This is a genomic window from Mucilaginibacter sp. 5C4, assembly GCF_034345625.1.
Classification (GTDB): domain Bacteria; phylum Bacteroidota; class Bacteroidia; order Sphingobacteriales; family Sphingobacteriaceae; genus Mucilaginibacter; species Mucilaginibacter aurantiaciroseus.
Genome location: NZ_CP133775.1, coordinates 2,704,367 through 2,721,942, shown reverse-complemented (window position 1 = coordinate 2,721,942; position 17,576 = coordinate 2,704,367). Strand labels below are relative to the sequence as shown.

The following is a 17,576-nucleotide window of genomic DNA, read 5'->3' as shown; positions in this document are numbered from 1 at the left end:
TCATCATGAAACAATTTCAACTCAAAACATTAATGATTGCCGCGGCATTAGCATCTGTATTGTCGGCTTGTAATAAAGACAAGATCACACAAACACCAGAACTGCCTGCCTCAGAACAGCGCGCAGGCATTTATATAGTGAACCAGGGCAATATCACTCACAACAACAGTTCGCTTAGCTTTTATAACTACACTACCAAAACTGCCACCGCCGATATTTTTACAGCAGCTAACGGTCGCGGACTTGGTGATACCGGGCAGGATGCTAAAATTTACGGCTCTAAAATGTACATCACTGTGAATTACTCGAGTACATTAGAAATTGTAAACGCTAAAACCGCAAAATCTATCAAGCAAATAAAAATGGTTGATGGCGCTACCGACCGCCAGCCGCGCTACGTAGTGTTTAACAAGAACAAAGCTTTTATATCTTCTTACGACGGTACGGTAGCTGTGTTAGATACCGCTACGTTAAATATCGAAAAATACATCAAAGTAGGCCGCAACCCCGAGCAGATGGTTATTTCTAATGGTAAATTATATGTTGCCAACTCAGGTGGATTAAGTTCAACGCCAGATAAAACCGTTTCTGTTATTGACCTGAATACCTTAACAGAAATCAAGAAAATTGAGGTAGCATTAAACCCAACAACTATATCTGCAGATGCCTTAGGCGATGTATATGTTATAGCTTACGGTACGTATCCATCTGTTCCTAAGATCACAATTATCGACAATAACACAGATGTGGTTAAAACCACAAAAGATATCGATGCAGGTTACGGCACTCCGTTTTTTGTGAGTGGAGATATAGCGTATTATTATTCTGATGCCGGTAAGATTAAAGTTTACAACTTAAAAACCCAATTGGTTATAAATGAAAACTTTACTATAGGCGGTACAACTCTTAATGCACCTTATTCTTTAGCTGTTGACCCTACGACAGGCGAGGTTTTTGTGACCGATGCAAAAGATTTTAGCAGCAATGGTAAGCTATTCGCATACGATAAAACAGGTAAATACGAGTATGACATTGCCACAGGTATCAACCCGGGCGCGATAGTTTTCGTTAATAAATAGCATTTTATTTTATAGTGTATTATCAATAAATTTGCGGTAGATAACCCGAATATGTCTTTACAAAAAACGAATACCCGTACAACCGTACTTATAGTAATGGTGCTTGCTGCCATAGCCATGCGCATTGTAAATACGCAAGTACCTGCCTTAAGCAATTTTACACCTGTGGGTGCAGTTGCCTTATTTGGCGGTGCTTACTTTGCCGATAAATGGAAGGCTTACCTGGTGCCTTTGATGGCACTTGTAATAAGCGATGTGGTTATCAACTACATTTACGCGGGTAAGTTTACGTTTTACACCAGTTCGTTATTTATGTACGGCTGTTTTATGCTGATGACATTTGTGGGTACCTTCATAAAAAAAGTGACAATGCTAAACGTAGCGGCAGCATCTGTAGTAGCTGTTTTGATCCACTGGCTTATAATGGACCTGCCGTTTGTTTACGGCATGCCAAATACTTGGGCTAACTATGGTACGCTGTTAGTTAAAGCGGTCTATCCGTTTGAAACCAATATGCTGATAGCTGATGCCGTTTATGGCGCAATCCTGTTCGGCGGGTTCGAGCTGGCAAAAAGCAAATTCACTGCTTTGCAAGGCAAAAGGCAACTGGCTTTGTAAGCTGATAATATTATTTAGAAAGCGGTTGGCCTTTGGTTAACCGCTTTTTTTGTTAGTGTGCGCGGACAGATACGCGAAGTATTGCGTATCTACATGTTTTTTTATTGTAGAGGCGCGATACTTCTCGCCTTAATAACCATTAATTATGAAAAGAATAGTAGTGCTCACCGGCGCGGGAATAAGCGCTGAGAGTGGCTTAAAAACCTTCAGGGACAGCGATGGGCTTTGGGAGGGATATAACATTGAGGACGTAGCCACGCCTGAGGCCTGGGAGCGCGACCCCGCGTTGGTTCAGGATTTTTATAACCAACGCCGCAGATCCGTTTTAGAAGCCGAACCTAACGCCGCTCATTATGCGCTGGCAAAATTGGAAGCGCAATATCATGTCACCATTATTACCCAAAATATTGACGACCTTCACGAGCGGGCGGGCTCAACTAATGTGGTGCACCTGCACGGCATTATTATTAGGTCGCAATCGAGTATGAATGCTAACCTGACTTATCCGATAAATGGCTGGGAATTGAAGATGGGGGAGAAGTGTGAGTTAGGTTCGCAATTACGTGCGCACGTAGTATGGTTTGGCGAAGCTGTACCAATGATTGAAACAGCCGCAAAAATTTGTTCAGAAGCCGAGCTATTTATTCTGGTGGGTACATCACTTGCAGTATACCCGGCAGCGGGATTGATCAACTATGTTTCGCGCGATGTAACCAAATATATCATCGACCCAAACATCCCAACAGTAAGCAATAAACGAATTGTAGAGATGCCTTATAAAGCCACGGTAGGGGTGCCCGTGCTGGTAGATGAGCTCATTAAAAATGCCCAATAAAACGGTCACAAAAAAAAAGCTTTTTTATTGATTAAATATCATTTAGCTTGTTTTGCCAAATTGTATTAGCAAAAGGGTTATTGGCGTATATAATTACTAAAATAAGCTTCAAAATGCTACCAAATATAATTTGGTTGATGTGTTTTTAATTAACATAACTTATTAATTTTCAGTATTTTAAACAATTTATATGTGTTTTAAATTCGCAATAAATTAATCTAATAAATTTGAAATGTTCGAATTATACTAAAACCACTGCAAAATAAAATTCTGTGATTGAGATTTGTAAAATATAATCATCTATTTTACAAATACTTATGAATTCTATATCTACTAATAGTTATACCTGTAGTAACTTTCCCTAAAGTCTTTGCCCATTTCTACAAAGCGTGCCGAAACGGTCTTCAAAAAGGGTTCATCAAGCAATTCAAAAACGCTGTTAACGCCCTCAGTCAAATCCATATCCGGGATCTTGTAGGTCTGCTCCAATGTGCCTTTTTCTATCTTTACAATAAACTTTTGGTTCATGCTAAGGATAGATATTTTAAAATCGGGGTGTGGTAATTCTGCTATTATTCTCATGTTGTAAAATCTTGTTTTAACAACCCGTCCAAAGGGTTTTTCCCATTAACAGTTCCCGTGGTTTCAATGATGCGGAAACGGGCGAAAAGCTCTTCGCTGTACCAGCCTTCGCTACGCGTTTTTTTGATCACTTCAGCATGCTGTTTACTGCCGTAGGCAAAGGACTTCATGTGCTCCATACTTTCCCAAACCGAAAAGGTAGCCTGGCGGTAAATTGGTGCTTCACCCACACCAAATGAAGTGATGTATCCCGGCGCGTCAACCATCAGGTTGGCCACCTCATCCACATGCGACCAAAAGTTTTTCAGTCTGCTCATTTTAACAGTAGCGCGGGTAAGTACCGCCATTGGCCCGCCTTCGACTTTGCCATCGGGTTTGCCAAAGGGTTCTTTGCCGTCCCATTTGCCGTGGCTTACCACCGGTTCGCATAAAAGTGTCCAGCTTTCGGTGCCGATAGTTTTCCACCATTTGCTTACGAAGGAAGTTTTGGCAAAGCGTTCATAATCTTCCCGTTCATTCCATACTGCCAAAAGTCCCCATTGCTGCCAGTCGGGTTGCAAATCGAAAGTGCCGTTGCGGCCGCTGCCCAACAACTTCCAAAAACTACAGCCATCCTGTAACATCATGGGCAGGCGGTGTACGGCCATGGCCAACAGGGCAAATGGCACAAAAGCTTTGCGGTAACGTATTATAGTGAGGCTTACGATCATCTTGTTACGAAAATAAAATATTAAATATGAGATTTAGCTTATTTACTTTCAACACAGGCATATTACATTTGCTTTATGGCAGAGGATTTACAAATCACAGCATCAGCTAATAAAGAAGAGCAGTACAGGGCGCTTATCCCGCAGATAGCGGCATTACTGGAAGGTGAAACTGACCTGGTGGCAAACCTGGCAAACATCGCGGCAGCGTTAAAAGAACAGTTTAAATGGTTTTGGGTTGGTTTTTACTTGGTGAAGCAGGATGAATTGGTTTTAGGCCCATTCCAGGGACCCGTAGCGTGTACGCGCATTGCCAAAGGTCGTGGCGTTTGCGGTACCTCGTGGGCAAAAGCCAAAACGCTGATAGTGCCCGATGTGGAAGAATTCCCGGGGCATATTGCCTGTAGTTCATTATCACGTTCAGAGATCGTACTGCCGCTTATCCACCGTGAACAAGTAATTGGCGTGCTTGATGTGGATAGTTCGGAATTGAATGAATTTGATGAAATGGATGCTAAGTATCTTAATGAGGTAATCGGCTTAATAAAATTCAATGCCTAAGGTTTATTTGATAGCCGGACTTGGGGCTGATAGCCGTTTATTTAAGGACATTATATTACCCGAAGCGTATGAAGTTATTTTGGTTGACTGGTTTGTCCCAAAGCCGGATGATACTTTAATCACTTATGCGCAAAGTATTATCAATCAATATGGTATCGAAGAAAATTCAATAATAATTGGCGTTTCCCTTGGCGGGATGATCTCGGTTGAGATTGCCAAACAGGTAAAGCTTAATAAGGTAATACTAATATCAAGTATTAAAACGGATAGCGAAGCGCCATGGTACTTTAAGTTCTTCAGTAGCCTGCCGGTTTATAAAGCCATACCCGGTAAATTGATGACACATTTAGGGTTCTTAATAAAGGGAATGTTTGGTAAGATGAATACCAATGACTTGGCGCTATTCAAAAGTATGTTGCGTAACTCGTCGCCTGTGTTTATGAAATGGGCGATGCGGGTAGTGCTGTATTGGAGAAATGATGTTGAGGTTGCAAATCTGTATCATATCATCGGCGACAAAGACCTTGTTTTTCCTCACCAAAACATTAAAAACCCCACAGCGGTTATAAAGGGCGGTACGCACATTATGGTGTTTGACAGGGCAGATGAAATAAACGCCCTGCTGGCCGATATTCTGAAATAAACATTAAACTCGCATAGGGATTTTCAAGTAACAAGGAAATCACTAATTCACTAATTGTTCGGATGAAATTACCCGAAAGCTATTACCATAACCCAGACGTAGTTGCGCTTAGTCGCGACCTGATAGGCAAATACCTTTTCACCAATATCGATGGCGACCTTACCGGCGGATACATTGTGGAAACAGAAGCTTACGCAGGAGTTAACGATAAGGCCGCGCATTCATACGGCGGGCGTTTAACCCCGCGTACCCAAACCATGTACATGCAGGGCGGGGTATCGTACGTGTATCTATGCTACGGTATTCACGAGATGTTTAACGTGGTAGTATCAGAAGAAGGGCATCCCCACGCCATTTTAATTAGGGCTATACAACCTACTGACGGATTGGATGTTATGATGTTGAGACGAAATATGGAAAATGTAAAGCCTAACATCACCAAAGGCCCGGGTTCGGTTGCTAAAGCTTTGGGCATCTCCCGTAAAATAAACGCGGTTAGCCTGCAAAGTGATGTGATCTGGATCGAGGACAGGGGGTTAACCATTTCGGACGAAGAGGTTGCTGCAGGCCCGCGCATTGGGGTTGGTTATGCCGGTAATGACGCGCTGCTGCCGTACCGTTTTTATGTAAAAGGAAATATTTATGTGAGCAAGCCCAACAAATAATTTTTTTGTTGGTTAATGTTCATACGAAATCAACACTAAAGACATACGATGAGCAGAGATTGGTCAAAAACAGAAAGCCTGAAATATTTACAGGACAAAGTGAACGAGGTAAGAACAGCGATGCTTACCACCTATAATGAAGAAAAAGGTTTTAACAGCAGGCCAATGGGCACTGCCGATATTGATGATGAAGGCAACATCTGGTTCTTTACCAATGAATATTCGCCAAAGGTAAGCGAGATCTCGGTTGAGAACACCGTTTCATTAACCTATTCTGATGTTAAAGCGCATACCTACCTTAGTATTGTAGCCGAAGCATCCCTGGTTGATGATAAAGCGAAAATGAAAGAATTATGGAACCCTTTTATTGAGGCATTCTTTCCCGAAGGATTAGATGATCCTAAACTTACTTTGCTAAAAATAGCACCAACAGACGCTGAATACTGGGATAGCAGCAGCAGTAGTATGGTTGTCTTATTCAATATGCTAAAAGCAAGGCTAACCGGCAAGCAGTACGACGAAGGCAAACACGGGAAGATAGAATTATAATTTTCTAAAGGGAATCAATCTTTATTTAAGGCCGCAAAGATTTATTTGTGGCCTTGTTATTTAATATAATTGGTTTTAAGAAATAGCTTTTTTGTAATATTGGCTGATGATTTACCAGGACACTTTACAATTTGCCCAAAAACTGGATGAGCAGGATGTCTTAAAAAGCTTTCGCGAAGAGTTTTTGATCCCTAAACATAACGGCGAACCGGCTGTTTACCTTTGCGGGAACTCTTTAGGGCTTCAACCGCGGTCAGCAAAAAAATATATCCAGGATCAGCTGAACGCATGGGAAGATAACGCGGTAGAAGGCTGGTTTATGGGGGATGAACCCTGGCTCAAATATCATAAGGCATTACTTCTGCCATTAGCCAATATTTTAGGCGCCAAGGAAACGGAAATTACGGTGATGAATTCACTTACAGTGAATCTTCACTTACTGATGGTAAGTTTCTATAAGCCAACAAGTAAACGATATAAAATACTGATGGAAGCAGGGGCGTTCCCGTCAGATCAATATGCCATGGAAAGCCAGGTGCGTTTCCACGGATTCGATCCTAAAGATGCAATTGTTGAGGTTGCTCCACGTGCAGGTGAAACCACATTACGAACCGAAGATATCCTGCACCAGATCGCCGATAACGCCGATGAATTGGCGCTGGTAATGTTCAGCGGCATAAATTACTACACGGGTCAGTTCTTCGATTTGGAAGCTATAAGCAAAGCCGGTCATGAGGCGGGGGCTATAGTCGGTTTTGATTTGGCGCACGCTGCGGGTAATGTGCCCCTAAAACTGCACGACTGGGATGCCGACTTTGCCTGCTGGTGCTCATACAAGTACATGAATTCGGGCCCGGGTGGTATCAGTGGGGTATTTGTTCATGAAAAGCATTTCGATGATAATACACTCAACCGCTTTGCCGGATGGTGGGGCTACCGTAAGGATAAACAATTTTTAATGGCTCCGGGCTTCGAGGCAGAGAACGGGGCAGAGGGGTGGAACGTAAGTACCAGCCCCATCTTACTAATGGCCCTGCACCGTTCATCGCTGGATATTTTTGAAAAAGCAGGGGGCTTGCAAGCCTTACGCGCCAAAAGCGAAACGCTTACCGGTTACCTGGAGTACCTGATAGGTGAAGTGAATAAAAAGTCCGGTGAAGAAGTTTACCAGATCATCACCCCGACGGATAAAAGTCAGCGCGGTTGCCAGCTTTCTGTAATTTGTAAACGCGATGCCAAAGCAATTTTCAATTACCTCGCAGAAAACGGTGTAATTGGTGACTGGCGCGAGCCGGATGTGATCCGTTTAAGCCCCGTTCCGCTTTATAATTCATTTACGGACGTTTTTAGGGCGTCTGAAAGTCTTTTTGAGGCGCTTGAAGCCGTTAAATAACATTGTATGATATACTATAACCCTAAACAATGGTTCTCGCTTATCTTCAGGTTTAACAAGGCTGATACATTACGCGAATTGTTTCCACTGATGCTATGTGTTAGCCTATATGCCGGTGTGGTTACTTTTTTACTGATTGATGTATGGAAGCTTGAAGAGACCAGCATGCTACGTAAAGTGATCTATGTGCACCAGACAATCGGGTTTGTGTTTTCATTATTGCTGGCATTCCGTATCAATTCGGCATACGATAGATGGTGGGAAGGCCGCAAGATCTGGGGCAGCCTTACCAACAATAGCCGTAACCTGGCTATAAAATTAAAACATTTGGTCAGTGATAAAGATGCAGCCTTTTTCAACTATGCCATCCCGCTTTATGCGCGTTCGCTTAAAGAGCATTTGCGTGATGAATACGTGCCCGGCGACCAAACCATATTAGTTACCGATGGCAGCAAACATGTGCCCAACCAAATAGCATCAGCCATAATTAAACAGGTTTACCGTTTAAATAAAGAAGGCCAGATAAACCCGGAGCAATTGATTAGTATAACTACTGAAATAACTTCATTTACAGATATTTGTGGCGGTTGCGAGCGTATCCGTAAAACGCCAATTCCGTTCTCGTATAGTGTATTCATTAAAAAGTTTATCTTCACTTATATCATGACTTTGCCCTTAACCTGGGCGTTTGACCTGAAGTATTTTATTATGCCAATCATCGGGTTTATCCTTTTTGTATTCGCCAGTATCGAGCTGATTGCTGAGGAGATAGAAGACCCGTTTGGTTATGATGCGAACGACTTGCCGCTGGATAATATCTGCGAGAATATCGAAAAGCATGTCGACGAGATATTTGCCGAATAGCACACATGCTCAAGATAGCTTACGACCCGATATATGCGCACCCGCTGCCGACCGGGCACCGGTTCCCGATGCTTAAATATGAATTGATACCAGGGCAACTGCTGCACGAGGGAATAATCACTCAAGACAATTTATTTTCACCAAAAGCTGTTGAAGAAGGAACAATCCTGTTAACTCATGATAAGGATTACTGGTGTCAGCTCCGTGATCTAACTTTACCACAAAAGAGCAAAGGCGCATTGGTTTCCCTTTATCTTCGCAATTAGTAGAGCGTGAACTCCGGATTGCACAAGGCACTATTGATGGCTGCCACTATGCTTTTGAGTATGGTGTAGCGTTTAACGTAGCCGGTGGTACCCACCATGCCGGTACCAATTGGGGCGAAGGTTTTTGTATGCTGAACGATCAGGCGATAGGGGCTAACTACCTATTAAATAAAAATTTAGCTAAAAGCATCTTAATTGTTGATTTAGATGTACACCAGGGTAACGGAACCGCTCAGATCTTTGAAAATGAATCACGGGTATTCACGTTTTCTATGCATGGCGATAAGAATTTCCCATTTAGAAAAGAGCGGTCTGATCTTGATATCCCGTTGGATGATGGGATAGGAGATAACGATTATTTAAAATTATTGTATAATACTGTACCAGGACTAATCAATTCGCATAACCCCGATTTTATATTTTATTTAGCCGGAGTAGATATTTTGGAAACCGATAAACTGGGTAAGCTTGCCCTATCTAAAGAAGCTTGCAAAGAGCGCGATAGGTTTGTGTTTGAGCAATGCAAGTCTAGAAGCATACCAGTGCAGGTTAGCATGGGTGGAGGTTATTCGCCGCAGATAAAAGATATTGTGGATGCGCATTGCAATACCTATTGCGTAGCCAATGATCTATACTTTTAGGTCGTTAATGATGATAAGGTTGTTATTCTTGCTTATCTTTTGAAATCTAAGGAACAACATTAACGAGGCAGATGCCAGCCCGGCAACCAAACCAAACCAAACGCCGACAACGCCAATGCCAAGTACAATTCCTAATAGGTAACCTACCGGTAAACCAATTACCCAGTAAGATAAAAACGTCAAAAAGGTTGGGATCTTAACATCGCCCATACCACGCAATATGCCTAAGCCAACAACTTGCGTACCATCAAATAACTGGAAGAAAGCTGCAACTATAAGTAGCTGTTCTGCAATGTGTATCACGCTTTTATCCGAGGTGTACATCAAGGGTAAAACCTGGTTTAACATCGTAAATATGATAGCCGTACAACACATAAACACAATTACGATATGGTAGTTGGATATAGCCGAAAGTCTAAGCTTATAATGATCGCCCGAGCCAAAGTAATTACCGGATCGTATGGCCGAGGCTGATGAAACACCGGCGGCAATCATATAAGTCATGCTGGCCAAATTCAACGCTATTTGGTGCGCCGCCTGCGGTACCGATCCGATGGTGCCAATAATAATAGATGCCCCACCAAATGCACTTACTTCAAATGTCGATTGCATAGCAACCGGCATACCTATTTTTAACAGCTGCTTTATTCTATTTTTGTCAATATTCTTAAAAGCAAAATCGCTTAAATATCTCTTGAAATTTGGCGACCTAAAAACGTAGATGCACATAGCAATAGCCATCAGGCAACGGTCAATCAGCGTACTATAGCCAACACCTTTGATGCCCATTGGTACAATCCCAAACATCCCTTTTACCAAAACTATCCCAACCACAATGTTGATCACATTACCGATGATGGTAATATACATGGCCTGCCGGGTTAAACCTAAACCTTCGGCAAATTGCTTAAAGGTATTAAACACCATTAAGGGCATTAACGATGATAAAAGCAATATTAAAAATGGCTTTGCCTGTACCACTACATCCGGGGATTGGTGAAGCTTGCCGATGAAAAACGCTACTCCCAGGTAAAATATTAGAAAAAGGACTATGCCAGTAATAACGTTTAGCACCAAACTGTTGCTGAGTAGTCTGCCGCATTCGCTATAATTCTTCCGGCCATTGTGTTGTGCAATTAATGGAGTGATGCCATAACTTATACCTAATGCCATTACAAAAGGTACTATAAACAGGCTGATGGATAAAGAAACAGCTGCCAAAGCGATTGTGCCTGCAAATTGCCCGATAATGATGGTATCTGAAAAATGTACCAGCGTATGCCCAATTTGAGATAACACAATAGGTATAGCCAGTTTTAAACTGTCGCGATAGTAAAATTGATATTTTTGGTAGAGGGCTTTCATTTATTTGCGGGGAGCAAAAGTAGCGAATAGCCCCGTAAATCAGGAAGCTGTGTAAAACTCTTCTTTTTCGGTTGTGTGAACTCGAAGTATGCCGCTCAATACCAGATCGACAAGGATGCGTTGCGCGCGTCTCCTGCCTATATTTAGCAAAGTACAAAACTCCTTTACGGTGATGCGTTCTTCTTTATCGAGGTGTTCTAAAAGAGCTTTTTCTTTAGATGAGTATTCTATCAGTACACCGTTATCATCAGCAGAACGCTTTAACACATCAACCACTACTTTGCTGGCCAATACGCTTTTATCTTTAACACGGATGTATACCCACCATTTGCCATCTTCGGCAAGTGAATAGTGTGGTTTATCTGGGCTTTCAGGAATATCTACTACAAGTATCAGTTTCCCATCAAAATATACTTCTTCAAATAAAGGTTCCAAAGCAGGGCGTGCAAAAAAGTGTGCTGCTTTAGTAATCATATAGCGTTCTTCATCCTCAGCCTTTACGCCTTTAATAGTACCATCATCGAGCACGCCGATAAGCAACCTGCCACCAACGTTGTTAGCGAACGATACCATTGTTTTTGCAATCTTTTCGCAGCTAGTAATGGTTTTTTTAAAATCAAGTGATACGCCTTCACCCTCAAAAATCTGTCGCTTTAAATTCATATCAAATCCCCTTTAATCTGCTATATAAGGCGTGAAAATCTGCATCCATCTTTCGGCGTTGGTAATAGGCGTAAAACCAAACTGTTTATACAACCCGTGTGCATCAAGTGTAGCTAACGACCACCGGCGCAAGCCCTGCAAACCGGGATGGGCCATAATGGTTTGCATTAGCCATTTTGATAAACCAACTCCTTGATGTGCCGGTAGTACAAACACATCGCATAGGTAACCAAATGTTGCCATATCTGTCACTACACGCGCAAACCCGGCTTGTATGCCGTCTCTATATATCCCAAAGCATAATGAATGCGCTATGGCTTTTTTTAACTTCTCAGGTGGCATCCCTTTTGCCCAATATGATTGACCGTCAAGATAATTAAATATCGCGTCAAAATCCAGTAATGTTTTATCTGTTGATATTTGGTAGCCTTTTTTGATGAAGGCCTCATCGTTCATAAATACTGGCATCTTATTAGGTGTCGGCTAGTGTGAAATTAAGGTCGCGTATGTAAACCTCGTTCATTAATTGTGCGCAAACTTCATTACTGGTGTTATATATCTCTACCGGGAAAGCATTTTCATATTTCCCCGTTGTATTTAACGCATGTAAGGCCTGTTCAATATCAGCATCAGTTAATATTATATGAAACGATAAAGAGGAGAGGGCGGGCTTTAAAAAATCTATCCTGGAGGATTTAGACCAGATCCGAAACCTGCTACCCGGCGCTTTCAGAATTCTGTCAAACAGTACCGGGTAAAAAGGATCAGCCGCGGCAAAAATTGTCCCGCCGAATATCGATCCGTTATAATTTTTGTTAAATAAACTCTTAAAAACTTTAACTCTTACGCCCTTAAAGCCTTTATCAAAACCAACCACACAAATCCGCTGAAATAAAAGGGGAGGATAGAGGCGCATGATCCATTTAAAGGCATTTTCTGATATAACCATTACCGTTAAATATCAGAAAAATATCGTTAAAAGTATTGAGTTAACTATGTATTATTTTGACATTTAAAGTACCTGAAACCTTGCCATTTGGCGCAACCTTTGCATAATAAGATCAAGTTTATTAAACAAACTTAATTCTGAGAAAAAAACCGGCGGTAGCTATAGTGCAAGCACAGATTCTGCCACAGCCGTAGCACCTACAACTACTATACCAGATACAGTTAAGAAAGACACTACTGTAAAAGCTACTACTAAGAAATCAATGTAATTGGTTCTTTATATCTACAAAGAAGCCCGGGAAATTGCTGGACTGCCCCCGAAAAGTTGGCCACTTATTGGGGGCAGTCCATTTTGTTTATTAGGATATCAACCTCGGGCAATTGTGAAATTAAATTTTCTATTTGTTGTTTGTCGGAAAAATCAGCAGCAATGCGTTTAATATTCTCGTTGCCGGTTTCTGCAAAAAAAATTTCTGTGCAACTGAATTAATTTTATTTTAATCGCGTCCGTTTATATAAACTACAGCGCCTTCGGTTGCTAATGACTTTGCTATACCGTAACCAATACCGGCTGTGGAGCCAGTCACCAATGCTATTTTATTTTTTAGTTGTAAATCCATTATTGTGTATTAATTGTTTTTGTGAAGCAAGTTTAGATAATATTTATAACCCTTATAACATCACCAATACAAAGATGGTGCACTATGGAAAATAGCTATTTGATACGTTATTTGCATGATAATAACTGTTTAACATAATGTTAATTATCAGACTTTTGAAATTATCGAAGCTAACTCTTTGACATTATGCGAATTACAATAAAACTATTATTTCTTTAGACGAAAAAATAAATACTATTTTTTTCTGTCTAAATCCCTATACACTAACCCATTGAACGTGCTTAGTATTACGATACGTTAACAGCATGTTTTACAGGTTTAATGTAAAAACGGTTGTGGCTTGCGCTGCAACCGTTTTCAAGCGTTCTAAACGCTCTTTAAATTCCAGTCGACAAAGTGCTACGGCACTATCATAAGTCGCTTATAATCTATAAACCCTCAAATTAACTTTTATGATTTCAGACTTCTACGTTTGGTATTTCCAAAAGTATGGCCATTGGCCAAACAACAAATTCATTACTTACCTAACCCTGATTGAACTTTTAGCAGGTGCCCTTTTCGGAGGCTTCTGTTTATGGTTAGTTTATTTCTTTTTCAATCTATTGTAAATTTTTTTAAACCCCTTTAAACTATGCTAATTAAAATTCATCTTAGTAGGTATTTAACAGATACCTAACTACTTACATTATGACAAAAGAAAAACCTTTGGTTACATTCTTTACAAATGCAGACCGTAAACGTCTGCTTGCTTCTTTAGAAACTTATTATATCACAAAACTAAATCAGTACAATTACAATTTAAAAACTTACAAATCCCCAAACAAAACTATAGCCGAAAATTATAATCGGCGTTTTAGATTGGAGGTCAAAGCAATTGAATTGATTTTGTATTCACTTGGTTCTAACTTTATGAAAAATGTCAAGCCAAATTCTCGAAAAACCTCTGAACTTAATGCCAGGTCAAGCGGGCTTATTCAAGGTGAACTCAAACCTGTTGATAATTGAGATAATTTCCTGTTCTAACGGTCTTGTTTATTTTGTTTTCCCATTACGTAATGACGGCAAGGTATTAACCGCTTTCCAGTCTGATATTTACATACCTCTTAAAGAGTTGTCAAAATATTCTGAACTCGGTTTAAAGACTGTTAATCCTCGCCGTCCTTTTACCCCCCGCCATTATGCTTAGAACATCTATTAAACAACAAAAAGCAATACGCGGTACTGAAGCTTTTCGTCCTAAAGCATATAAAGACAGTAAAAATCCAATAACTGGAAAACAACTTTATTCTATTGGCTACGGCCATCAAATACAGAATAATGAAAATTCCCTCCTTTCTGCGGATATTTCTATTGCTAAAGCTGAACAGCTATTTGCTTCTGACCTTGCCCCTCTTGAAAATTTAATCAACTCTAAATGCAGAATAAAGCCTAATCAAAACCAATTTGATGCGCTTGTTGATTTTGGTTATAATTGTGGTGAGGGTGCATTAAATAAGGTCATATCCACTTATAACAGCAATCCACATAATATGGTTGCGGTTACTGATAATATGAAGTTGTACAATAAAACACGGTCTAACAATGACGGGCAACTTTATGTATCTACCTCCCTTTCTTCCCGCCGCTCGGATGAGGCTGATTTATTTCAGTCACCTGTCGCTAAGGGTGCTATGATCGCGGCGGCCGGCCTCGTTGTTGGTTATATGCTGCTGTCATAATGCCTAAATCAAAAACTTACAACGTTATAATCAAGCTATCCCCCGCTCCCACTCGGGATGCTGAAAAATTTACTAAATTTCATGGGCTTGTCGCTCCTGCATCTTTTCGCAGGCTATATATATGGCTCGACAAAAAACACCCTCAATGGTGTTATGGTAATGTCTTTTATTACAGAAAACAAGTAGGTTCTTTTACAAAAAACAATCGCCCTACTTCCTTTTAATACATTTACCTGACATTTCATCAAAAAACGCTGCAAGAGAAACCCCTTTCTTATTGGCTTTAAAGCATTGGCTACCCTTTTAAAATGGTAGTAAAATATGCAATATAAGCGGACATTGGTCAAAAAGTGTCGGCCTTTGCTAAGCCTTTAAGATTGGCGTTTCCTGCTGCTACTTTCTAATTAACTATTTATCAAATCCTTAACCCCCTAATTAAATGCTTGATTCCCTCACAAGCGATACTGCCCGTGTTCTTGCGGGTGGTGTTGTCGCTTCCGTTCCTACTCAATTGGCCTCGCCATTGGAACAACATTCCTTTATAGGAACTGTAATTACCCTTATTGTTCCTTTTCTGTTGTCTGCTCTTTCGCAGGTTGTTTTAACGTTCGTAAACAAAAAATACAATGTTGATAAGGCCACAACCCCACAAAACTAAAAAGTCGCTTAAAACGCCTGATAAGGCCATTACAAGCGAACTTAAAGATTACGGAAAGGTTTCCACTATGAAAATCGGCCATTTACGCCTGAAACGGCGTGAAATAACTGGCTCTCCGTATGCTGCCCGATTGTACGTTACACCTGATACAATCACCTTTCTTAACGCCATTGGCGTTCACCTTGGTGTTACTTGGGATGAAGCGTTACGGGGCATTATAGAGCTTCACAAAGTAAGTAACGACCCTATAAGCGGTCTTCGCTTAGCTACTCCTGCTCTCAATTAATGTACCAAGTTAGTAACACGGTACATACAGTCCAGTCGACTGGACTATTATCCAATTAATTCATTATTTCTTATGGCACTAACAACCCGCAAAAAGAAACCTTCCATGGTTATGCGATTACGTGCAAAAATTCGTGCTTTAAGCGCGAAACGTAAAACTTCAAAAAAAACCAAAACTATGCGTTTTAACAATCGTTCATCCCGTTCATTCCGTTCTCCATTTCGTGGCCGTTCATCTTTTAGGCAACGCCGTTCTGGTGGCGGTGGTTTTTCTCGCCGTGTACCCTTACTCGGTTTTCGTATGCCCTCCATTTTGATATGGATTGCCGTAATAGGCGGTGGTATGTTTTTTGGTAAAGATTACATCAAACCAATGATTGACCGCTTTACAAAAAAATAAGATTTAACAATCTTAGCATTATAAATAAATTAATTAATTAAACTTTTCAATTAGTCTGTGCGAAGCGTACAGACTTTAAACTTAAATTCATAACAATGCAAATTAAACACTTAGAAATTAAAAATCAGACTTTACAAAATATCAAGTTCGATGCGATTTCAGTAAAAGCTATGTTGAACGGTGTTGGTGACGCCGGCTCGCAACAAGTTGATTTTTCCAAAGCTAACATTCAGGTTATTTTAAACCGTGATAACAAACCTCATGTTATCATGCAATCTAACTTAAAGATTTTAGGATTGGCCTCAACTCTTAATACGTTAAATCAGGCTGCTTTTGCTACTGGTGCGCCTATAGCTGAACAGCTTGTGAATGGGCAGTCATCTATGATTTCTTTTAATATCCCTTTAGGCGGTGTTATTGACTTGCATGGAGGTGATACTATTTACGTCGAGGTTCAAACAAATTCAGGCTTATTTCTTAACCCCTCTTTAGAGGCTGCAAGTTATCTAGAAGTAAAACCAATGAAGTGTTACGGTGTTGAAAAAATGATACCTCGCATCCGTGCAATGGTTATTCAACAGAATGAGGCTTCAAATCAGTATATGGTAGGCGATAATCTTATTCGCCTGGCATTGCTCAACTTTGACAAGACAGATTTTAAAAATAACGTTGTAAACAATGTTGTTTTTTCATCTGACCGATTGGATGACACATTTAATTTTTCGGATTTGATTGCCAAAAAGCAATCACAATTTGGGAACCAATTAATTTCAAATTCGGCAAACGACATTGCGGCGTTAATCCAAAACGACCAAAGTTTCCTTTTAACTGATTTCAATCAGGAATTTGATGCTGTTACCCTCGACATTTCCTTTAACGCTCCAAACGTTACAGCCGCAACCAATTATATTGTTACTTGGAATTACGATACTGATTGGACTATCATCGAAAAAGCAAACGCAAAAGTTGCCTCTTTCGATGAACAAACTAAGAAAAAACTTGATCAGGCAACGACCTTAAAAAAGTAATTTCTTAGGTAGTTTTTTTACAAAACGGGTTGCGCTATGCAGCCCGTTTTTAATATCTAAAAAAAATGTCTATTTTTTCTTTTCTTGGTAAGGGCGCAAAACTGATTGGAAAAGCTGCACTTGGTGTTGTTGGTTCTTCAATCGGTCTTTCAGGCCTTTCAAATGTTTTTGATAAAAAAACAACTTCTAATGCCATACCCGCCCCCGCTATGGTTGCCCCCTCTTTGAATATTGGTACTCCCCCAAATTCTAATTATGGTGGCAAATCTCTCGGTTCTACAATTGTTGGAATGTTTGATTCTATTACTGATTTTCTTCAGGGTAGGTCACATGCCCAACTTGACGTAAACGTTGGTACTGGTGGTCGCGCTTCTGACGGTTATAACACAACAAGTGGTTTACCACGTTGGTTATTACCTGTTGCCCTCGGCGGTATCGCTATTTTGTTTCTTTCAAAAAGCGGTTCTTCCCGCCGTTATTAAAAGTAT

22 protein-coding genes and 1 pseudogene are annotated in these 17,576 nt (G+C 40.6%); 16 read left to right on the top strand and 7 right to left on the bottom strand.

What is annotated here, in order from left to right:
- Positions 1 to 5 precede the first annotated feature (5 nt).
- From RHM67_RS12835 to RHM67_RS12825, 3 genes are all read left to right on the top strand, one after another.
- Complete coding sequence (locus RHM67_RS12835; RefSeq protein WP_322227160.1) at positions 6 to 1,079, top strand: DUF5074 domain-containing protein; 1,074 nt, start codon at positions 6 to 8, stop codon at positions 1,077 to 1,079.
- A 51-nt stretch (positions 1,080 to 1,130) separates the two neighbouring features.
- Positions 1,131 to 1,697, top strand: coding sequence for a DUF6580 family putative transport protein (locus RHM67_RS12830; RefSeq protein ID WP_322227158.1), 567 nt, complete (start codon positions 1,131 to 1,133; stop codon positions 1,695 to 1,697).
- A 145-nt stretch (positions 1,698 to 1,842) separates the two neighbouring features.
- Positions 1,843 to 2,532 carry an NAD-dependent deacylase gene (locus RHM67_RS12825; RefSeq protein WP_322227157.1) on the top strand — a complete coding sequence of 230 codons (690 nt, stop codon included), beginning with the start codon at positions 1,843 to 1,845 and terminating at the stop codon, positions 2,530 to 2,532.
- A 333-nt stretch (positions 2,533 to 2,865) separates the two neighbouring features.
- Here RHM67_RS12825 and RHM67_RS12820 read toward each other — a convergent pair whose 3' ends face one another.
- Both RHM67_RS12820 and RHM67_RS12815 read right to left on the bottom strand, forming a co-directional pair.
- A complete protein-coding gene (locus RHM67_RS12820) occupies positions 2,866 to 3,114 on the bottom strand; it encodes a hypothetical protein (RefSeq protein WP_322227156.1) in 249 nt (82 codons plus the stop codon).
- The gene (locus tag RHM67_RS12815) at positions 3,111 to 3,824 is read right to left on the bottom strand and encodes a DUF3291 domain-containing protein (protein ID WP_322227155.1); all 714 of its coding nucleotides are present in this window, start codon (positions 3,822 to 3,824) and stop codon (positions 3,111 to 3,113) included. The genes RHM67_RS12820 and RHM67_RS12815 overlap by 4 nt, the downstream gene beginning before the upstream one ends.
- Positions 3,825 to 3,899: 75 nt before the next feature.
- Here RHM67_RS12815 and RHM67_RS12810 point away from each other — a divergent pair, with 75 nt between their 5' ends.
- The 7 genes and pseudogenes from RHM67_RS12810 to RHM67_RS12780 all read left to right on the top strand — a co-directional run bounded on the left by RHM67_RS12810 (position 3,900) and on the right by RHM67_RS12780 (position 9,403).
- A complete protein-coding gene (locus RHM67_RS12810; protein WP_322227154.1) occupies positions 3,900 to 4,382 on the top strand; it encodes a GAF domain-containing protein in 483 nt (160 codons plus the stop codon).
- Positions 4,375 to 5,025 carry an alpha/beta hydrolase gene (locus RHM67_RS12805; protein ID WP_322227153.1) on the top strand — a complete coding sequence of 217 codons (651 nt, stop codon included), beginning with the start codon at positions 4,375 to 4,377 and terminating at the stop codon, positions 5,023 to 5,025. Before RHM67_RS12810 ends, RHM67_RS12805 begins: the two co-directional genes overlap by 8 nt.
- Before the next feature lie 62 nt (positions 5,026 to 5,087).
- Positions 5,088 to 5,690: a DNA-3-methyladenine glycosylase gene (locus tag RHM67_RS12800; protein WP_322227152.1), complete on the top strand. Its 603-nt coding sequence runs from the start codon at positions 5,088 to 5,090 to the stop codon at positions 5,688 to 5,690.
- 48 nt (positions 5,691 to 5,738) lie between these two features.
- Positions 5,739 to 6,239 (top strand): pyridoxamine 5'-phosphate oxidase family protein, encoded by a 501-nt coding sequence (locus RHM67_RS12795; protein WP_322227151.1) that lies wholly within the window; start codon positions 5,739 to 5,741, stop codon positions 6,237 to 6,239.
- A 106-nt stretch (positions 6,240 to 6,345) separates the two neighbouring features.
- Positions 6,346 to 7,632 (top strand): kynureninase, encoded by a 1,287-nt coding sequence (kynU, locus tag RHM67_RS12790; RefSeq protein ID WP_322227150.1) that lies wholly within the window; start codon positions 6,346 to 6,348, stop codon positions 7,630 to 7,632.
- A gap of 6 nt (positions 7,633 to 7,638) precedes the next feature.
- Positions 7,639 to 8,496, top strand: coding sequence for a bestrophin family protein (locus RHM67_RS12785; protein WP_322227149.1), 858 nt, complete (start codon positions 7,639 to 7,641; stop codon positions 8,494 to 8,496).
- A 5-nt stretch (positions 8,497 to 8,501) separates the two neighbouring features.
- A pseudogene (locus tag RHM67_RS12780) lies at positions 8,502 to 9,403 on the top strand (histone deacetylase).
- Here RHM67_RS12780 and RHM67_RS12775 read toward each other — a convergent pair.
- From RHM67_RS12775 to RHM67_RS12755, 5 genes are all read right to left on the bottom strand, one after another.
- Positions 9,392 to 10,768, bottom strand: a complete 1,377-nt coding sequence (locus RHM67_RS12775) for an MATE family efflux transporter (RefSeq protein ID WP_322227148.1) — start codon at positions 10,766 to 10,768, stop codon at positions 9,392 to 9,394. The pseudogene RHM67_RS12780 and the gene RHM67_RS12775 sit on opposite strands and share 12 nt — an antisense overlap.
- A gap of 39 nt (positions 10,769 to 10,807) precedes the next feature.
- Complete coding sequence (locus RHM67_RS12770) at positions 10,808 to 11,431, bottom strand: ATP-binding protein (protein WP_322227146.1); 624 nt, start codon at positions 11,429 to 11,431, stop codon at positions 10,808 to 10,810.
- A gap of 12 nt (positions 11,432 to 11,443) precedes the next feature.
- Positions 11,444 to 11,899 carry a GNAT family N-acetyltransferase gene (locus RHM67_RS12765; protein WP_322227144.1) on the bottom strand — a complete coding sequence of 152 codons (456 nt, stop codon included), beginning with the start codon at positions 11,897 to 11,899 and terminating at the stop codon, positions 11,444 to 11,446.
- Positions 11,900 to 11,903: 4 nt separating this feature from the next.
- Positions 11,904 to 12,380, bottom strand: coding sequence for a DUF4442 domain-containing protein (locus tag RHM67_RS12760; protein ID WP_322227142.1), 477 nt, complete (start codon positions 12,378 to 12,380; stop codon positions 11,904 to 11,906).
- Between the two features lie 496 nt (positions 12,381 to 12,876).
- The gene (locus tag RHM67_RS12755) at positions 12,877 to 12,999 is read right to left on the bottom strand and encodes an SDR family NAD(P)-dependent oxidoreductase (RefSeq protein ID WP_322227141.1); all 123 of its coding nucleotides are present in this window, start codon (positions 12,997 to 12,999) and stop codon (positions 12,877 to 12,879) included.
- A gap of 687 nt (positions 13,000 to 13,686) precedes the next feature.
- Here RHM67_RS12755 and RHM67_RS12750 point away from each other — a divergent pair.
- From RHM67_RS12750 to RHM67_RS12725, 6 genes are all read left to right on the top strand, one after another.
- On the top strand, positions 13,687 to 14,004 hold the full coding sequence (locus tag RHM67_RS12750; RefSeq protein WP_322227140.1) for a hypothetical protein: 318 nt from the start codon (positions 13,687 to 13,689) through the stop codon (positions 14,002 to 14,004).
- Between the two features lie 173 nt (positions 14,005 to 14,177).
- Positions 14,178 to 14,717: a lysozyme gene (locus RHM67_RS12745; RefSeq protein ID WP_322227138.1), complete on the top strand. Its 540-nt coding sequence runs from the start codon at positions 14,178 to 14,180 to the stop codon at positions 14,715 to 14,717.
- Between the two features lie 439 nt (positions 14,718 to 15,156).
- A complete protein-coding gene (locus tag RHM67_RS12740; protein WP_322227137.1) occupies positions 15,157 to 15,375 on the top strand; it encodes a hypothetical protein in 219 nt (72 codons plus the stop codon).
- Between the two features lie 358 nt (positions 15,376 to 15,733).
- Positions 15,734 to 16,060 carry a hypothetical protein gene (locus tag RHM67_RS12735; protein ID WP_322227135.1) on the top strand — a complete coding sequence of 109 codons (327 nt, stop codon included), beginning with the start codon at positions 15,734 to 15,736 and terminating at the stop codon, positions 16,058 to 16,060.
- Positions 16,061 to 16,155: 95 nt separating this feature from the next.
- A complete protein-coding gene (locus RHM67_RS12730) occupies positions 16,156 to 17,088 on the top strand; it encodes a hypothetical protein (protein ID WP_322227134.1) in 933 nt (310 codons plus the stop codon).
- A 65-nt stretch (positions 17,089 to 17,153) separates the two neighbouring features.
- Entirely contained in the window at positions 17,154 to 17,570 is a 417-nt protein-coding gene (locus RHM67_RS12725) for a hypothetical protein (RefSeq protein ID WP_322227132.1), read from the top strand.
- The last annotated feature ends 6 nt before the right edge of the window (positions 17,571 to 17,576 follow it).

Bases quoted from the DNA above. Each gene is read 5' to 3' on its own strand.
- RHM67_RS12815 (WP_322227155.1), bottom strand. From the start codon at position 3,824: ATGATCGTAAGCCTCACTATAATACGTTACCGCAAAGCTTTTGTGCCA.
- RHM67_RS12765 (WP_322227144.1), bottom strand. From the start codon at position 11,899: ATGCCAGTATTTATGAACGATGAGGCCTTCATCAAAAAAGGCTACCAA.
- RHM67_RS12825 (WP_322227157.1), top strand. From the start codon at position 1,843: ATGAAAAGAATAGTAGTGCTCACCGGCGCGGGAATAAGCGCTGAGAGT.
- RHM67_RS12835 (WP_322227160.1), top strand. From the start codon at position 6: ATGAAACAATTTCAACTCAAAACATTAATGATTGCCGCGGCATTAGCA.
- RHM67_RS12795 (WP_322227151.1), top strand. From the start codon at position 5,739: ATGAGCAGAGATTGGTCAAAAACAGAAAGCCTGAAATATTTACAGGAC.
- kynU (WP_322227150.1), top strand. From the start codon at position 6,346: ATGATTTACCAGGACACTTTACAATTTGCCCAAAAACTGGATGAGCAG.
- RHM67_RS12800 (WP_322227152.1), top strand. From the start codon at position 5,088: ATGAAATTACCCGAAAGCTATTACCATAACCCAGACGTAGTTGCGCTT.
- RHM67_RS12740 (WP_322227137.1), top strand. From the start codon at position 15,157: ATGCTTGATTCCCTCACAAGCGATACTGCCCGTGTTCTTGCGGGTGGT.
- RHM67_RS12735 (WP_322227135.1), top strand. From the start codon at position 15,734: ATGGCACTAACAACCCGCAAAAAGAAACCTTCCATGGTTATGCGATTA.
- RHM67_RS12820 (WP_322227156.1), bottom strand. From the start codon at position 3,114: ATGAGAATAATAGCAGAATTACCACACCCCGATTTTAAAATATCTATC.
- RHM67_RS12760 (WP_322227142.1), bottom strand. From the start codon at position 12,380: ATGGTTATATCAGAAAATGCCTTTAAATGGATCATGCGCCTCTATCCT.
- RHM67_RS12745 (WP_322227138.1), top strand. From the start codon at position 14,178: ATGCTTAGAACATCTATTAAACAACAAAAAGCAATACGCGGTACTGAA.
- RHM67_RS12725 (WP_322227132.1), top strand. From the start codon at position 17,154: ATGTCTATTTTTTCTTTTCTTGGTAAGGGCGCAAAACTGATTGGAAAA.
- RHM67_RS12750 (WP_322227140.1), top strand. From the start codon at position 13,687: ATGACAAAAGAAAAACCTTTGGTTACATTCTTTACAAATGCAGACCGT.
- RHM67_RS12770 (WP_322227146.1), bottom strand. From the start codon at position 11,431: ATGAATTTAAAGCGACAGATTTTTGAGGGTGAAGGCGTATCACTTGAT.
- RHM67_RS12775 (WP_322227148.1), bottom strand. From the start codon at position 10,768: ATGAAAGCCCTCTACCAAAAATATCAATTTTACTATCGCGACAGTTTA.
- RHM67_RS12785 (WP_322227149.1), top strand. From the start codon at position 7,639: ATGATATACTATAACCCTAAACAATGGTTCTCGCTTATCTTCAGGTTT.
- RHM67_RS12805 (WP_322227153.1), top strand. From the start codon at position 4,375: ATGCCTAAGGTTTATTTGATAGCCGGACTTGGGGCTGATAGCCGTTTA.
- RHM67_RS12830 (WP_322227158.1), top strand. From the start codon at position 1,131: ATGTCTTTACAAAAAACGAATACCCGTACAACCGTACTTATAGTAATG.
- RHM67_RS12730 (WP_322227134.1), top strand. From the start codon at position 16,156: ATGCAAATTAAACACTTAGAAATTAAAAATCAGACTTTACAAAATATC.
- RHM67_RS12810 (WP_322227154.1), top strand. From the start codon at position 3,900: ATGGCAGAGGATTTACAAATCACAGCATCAGCTAATAAAGAAGAGCAG.
- RHM67_RS12755 (WP_322227141.1), bottom strand. From the start codon at position 12,999: ATGGATTTACAACTAAAAAATAAAATAGCATTGGTGACTGGCTCCACA.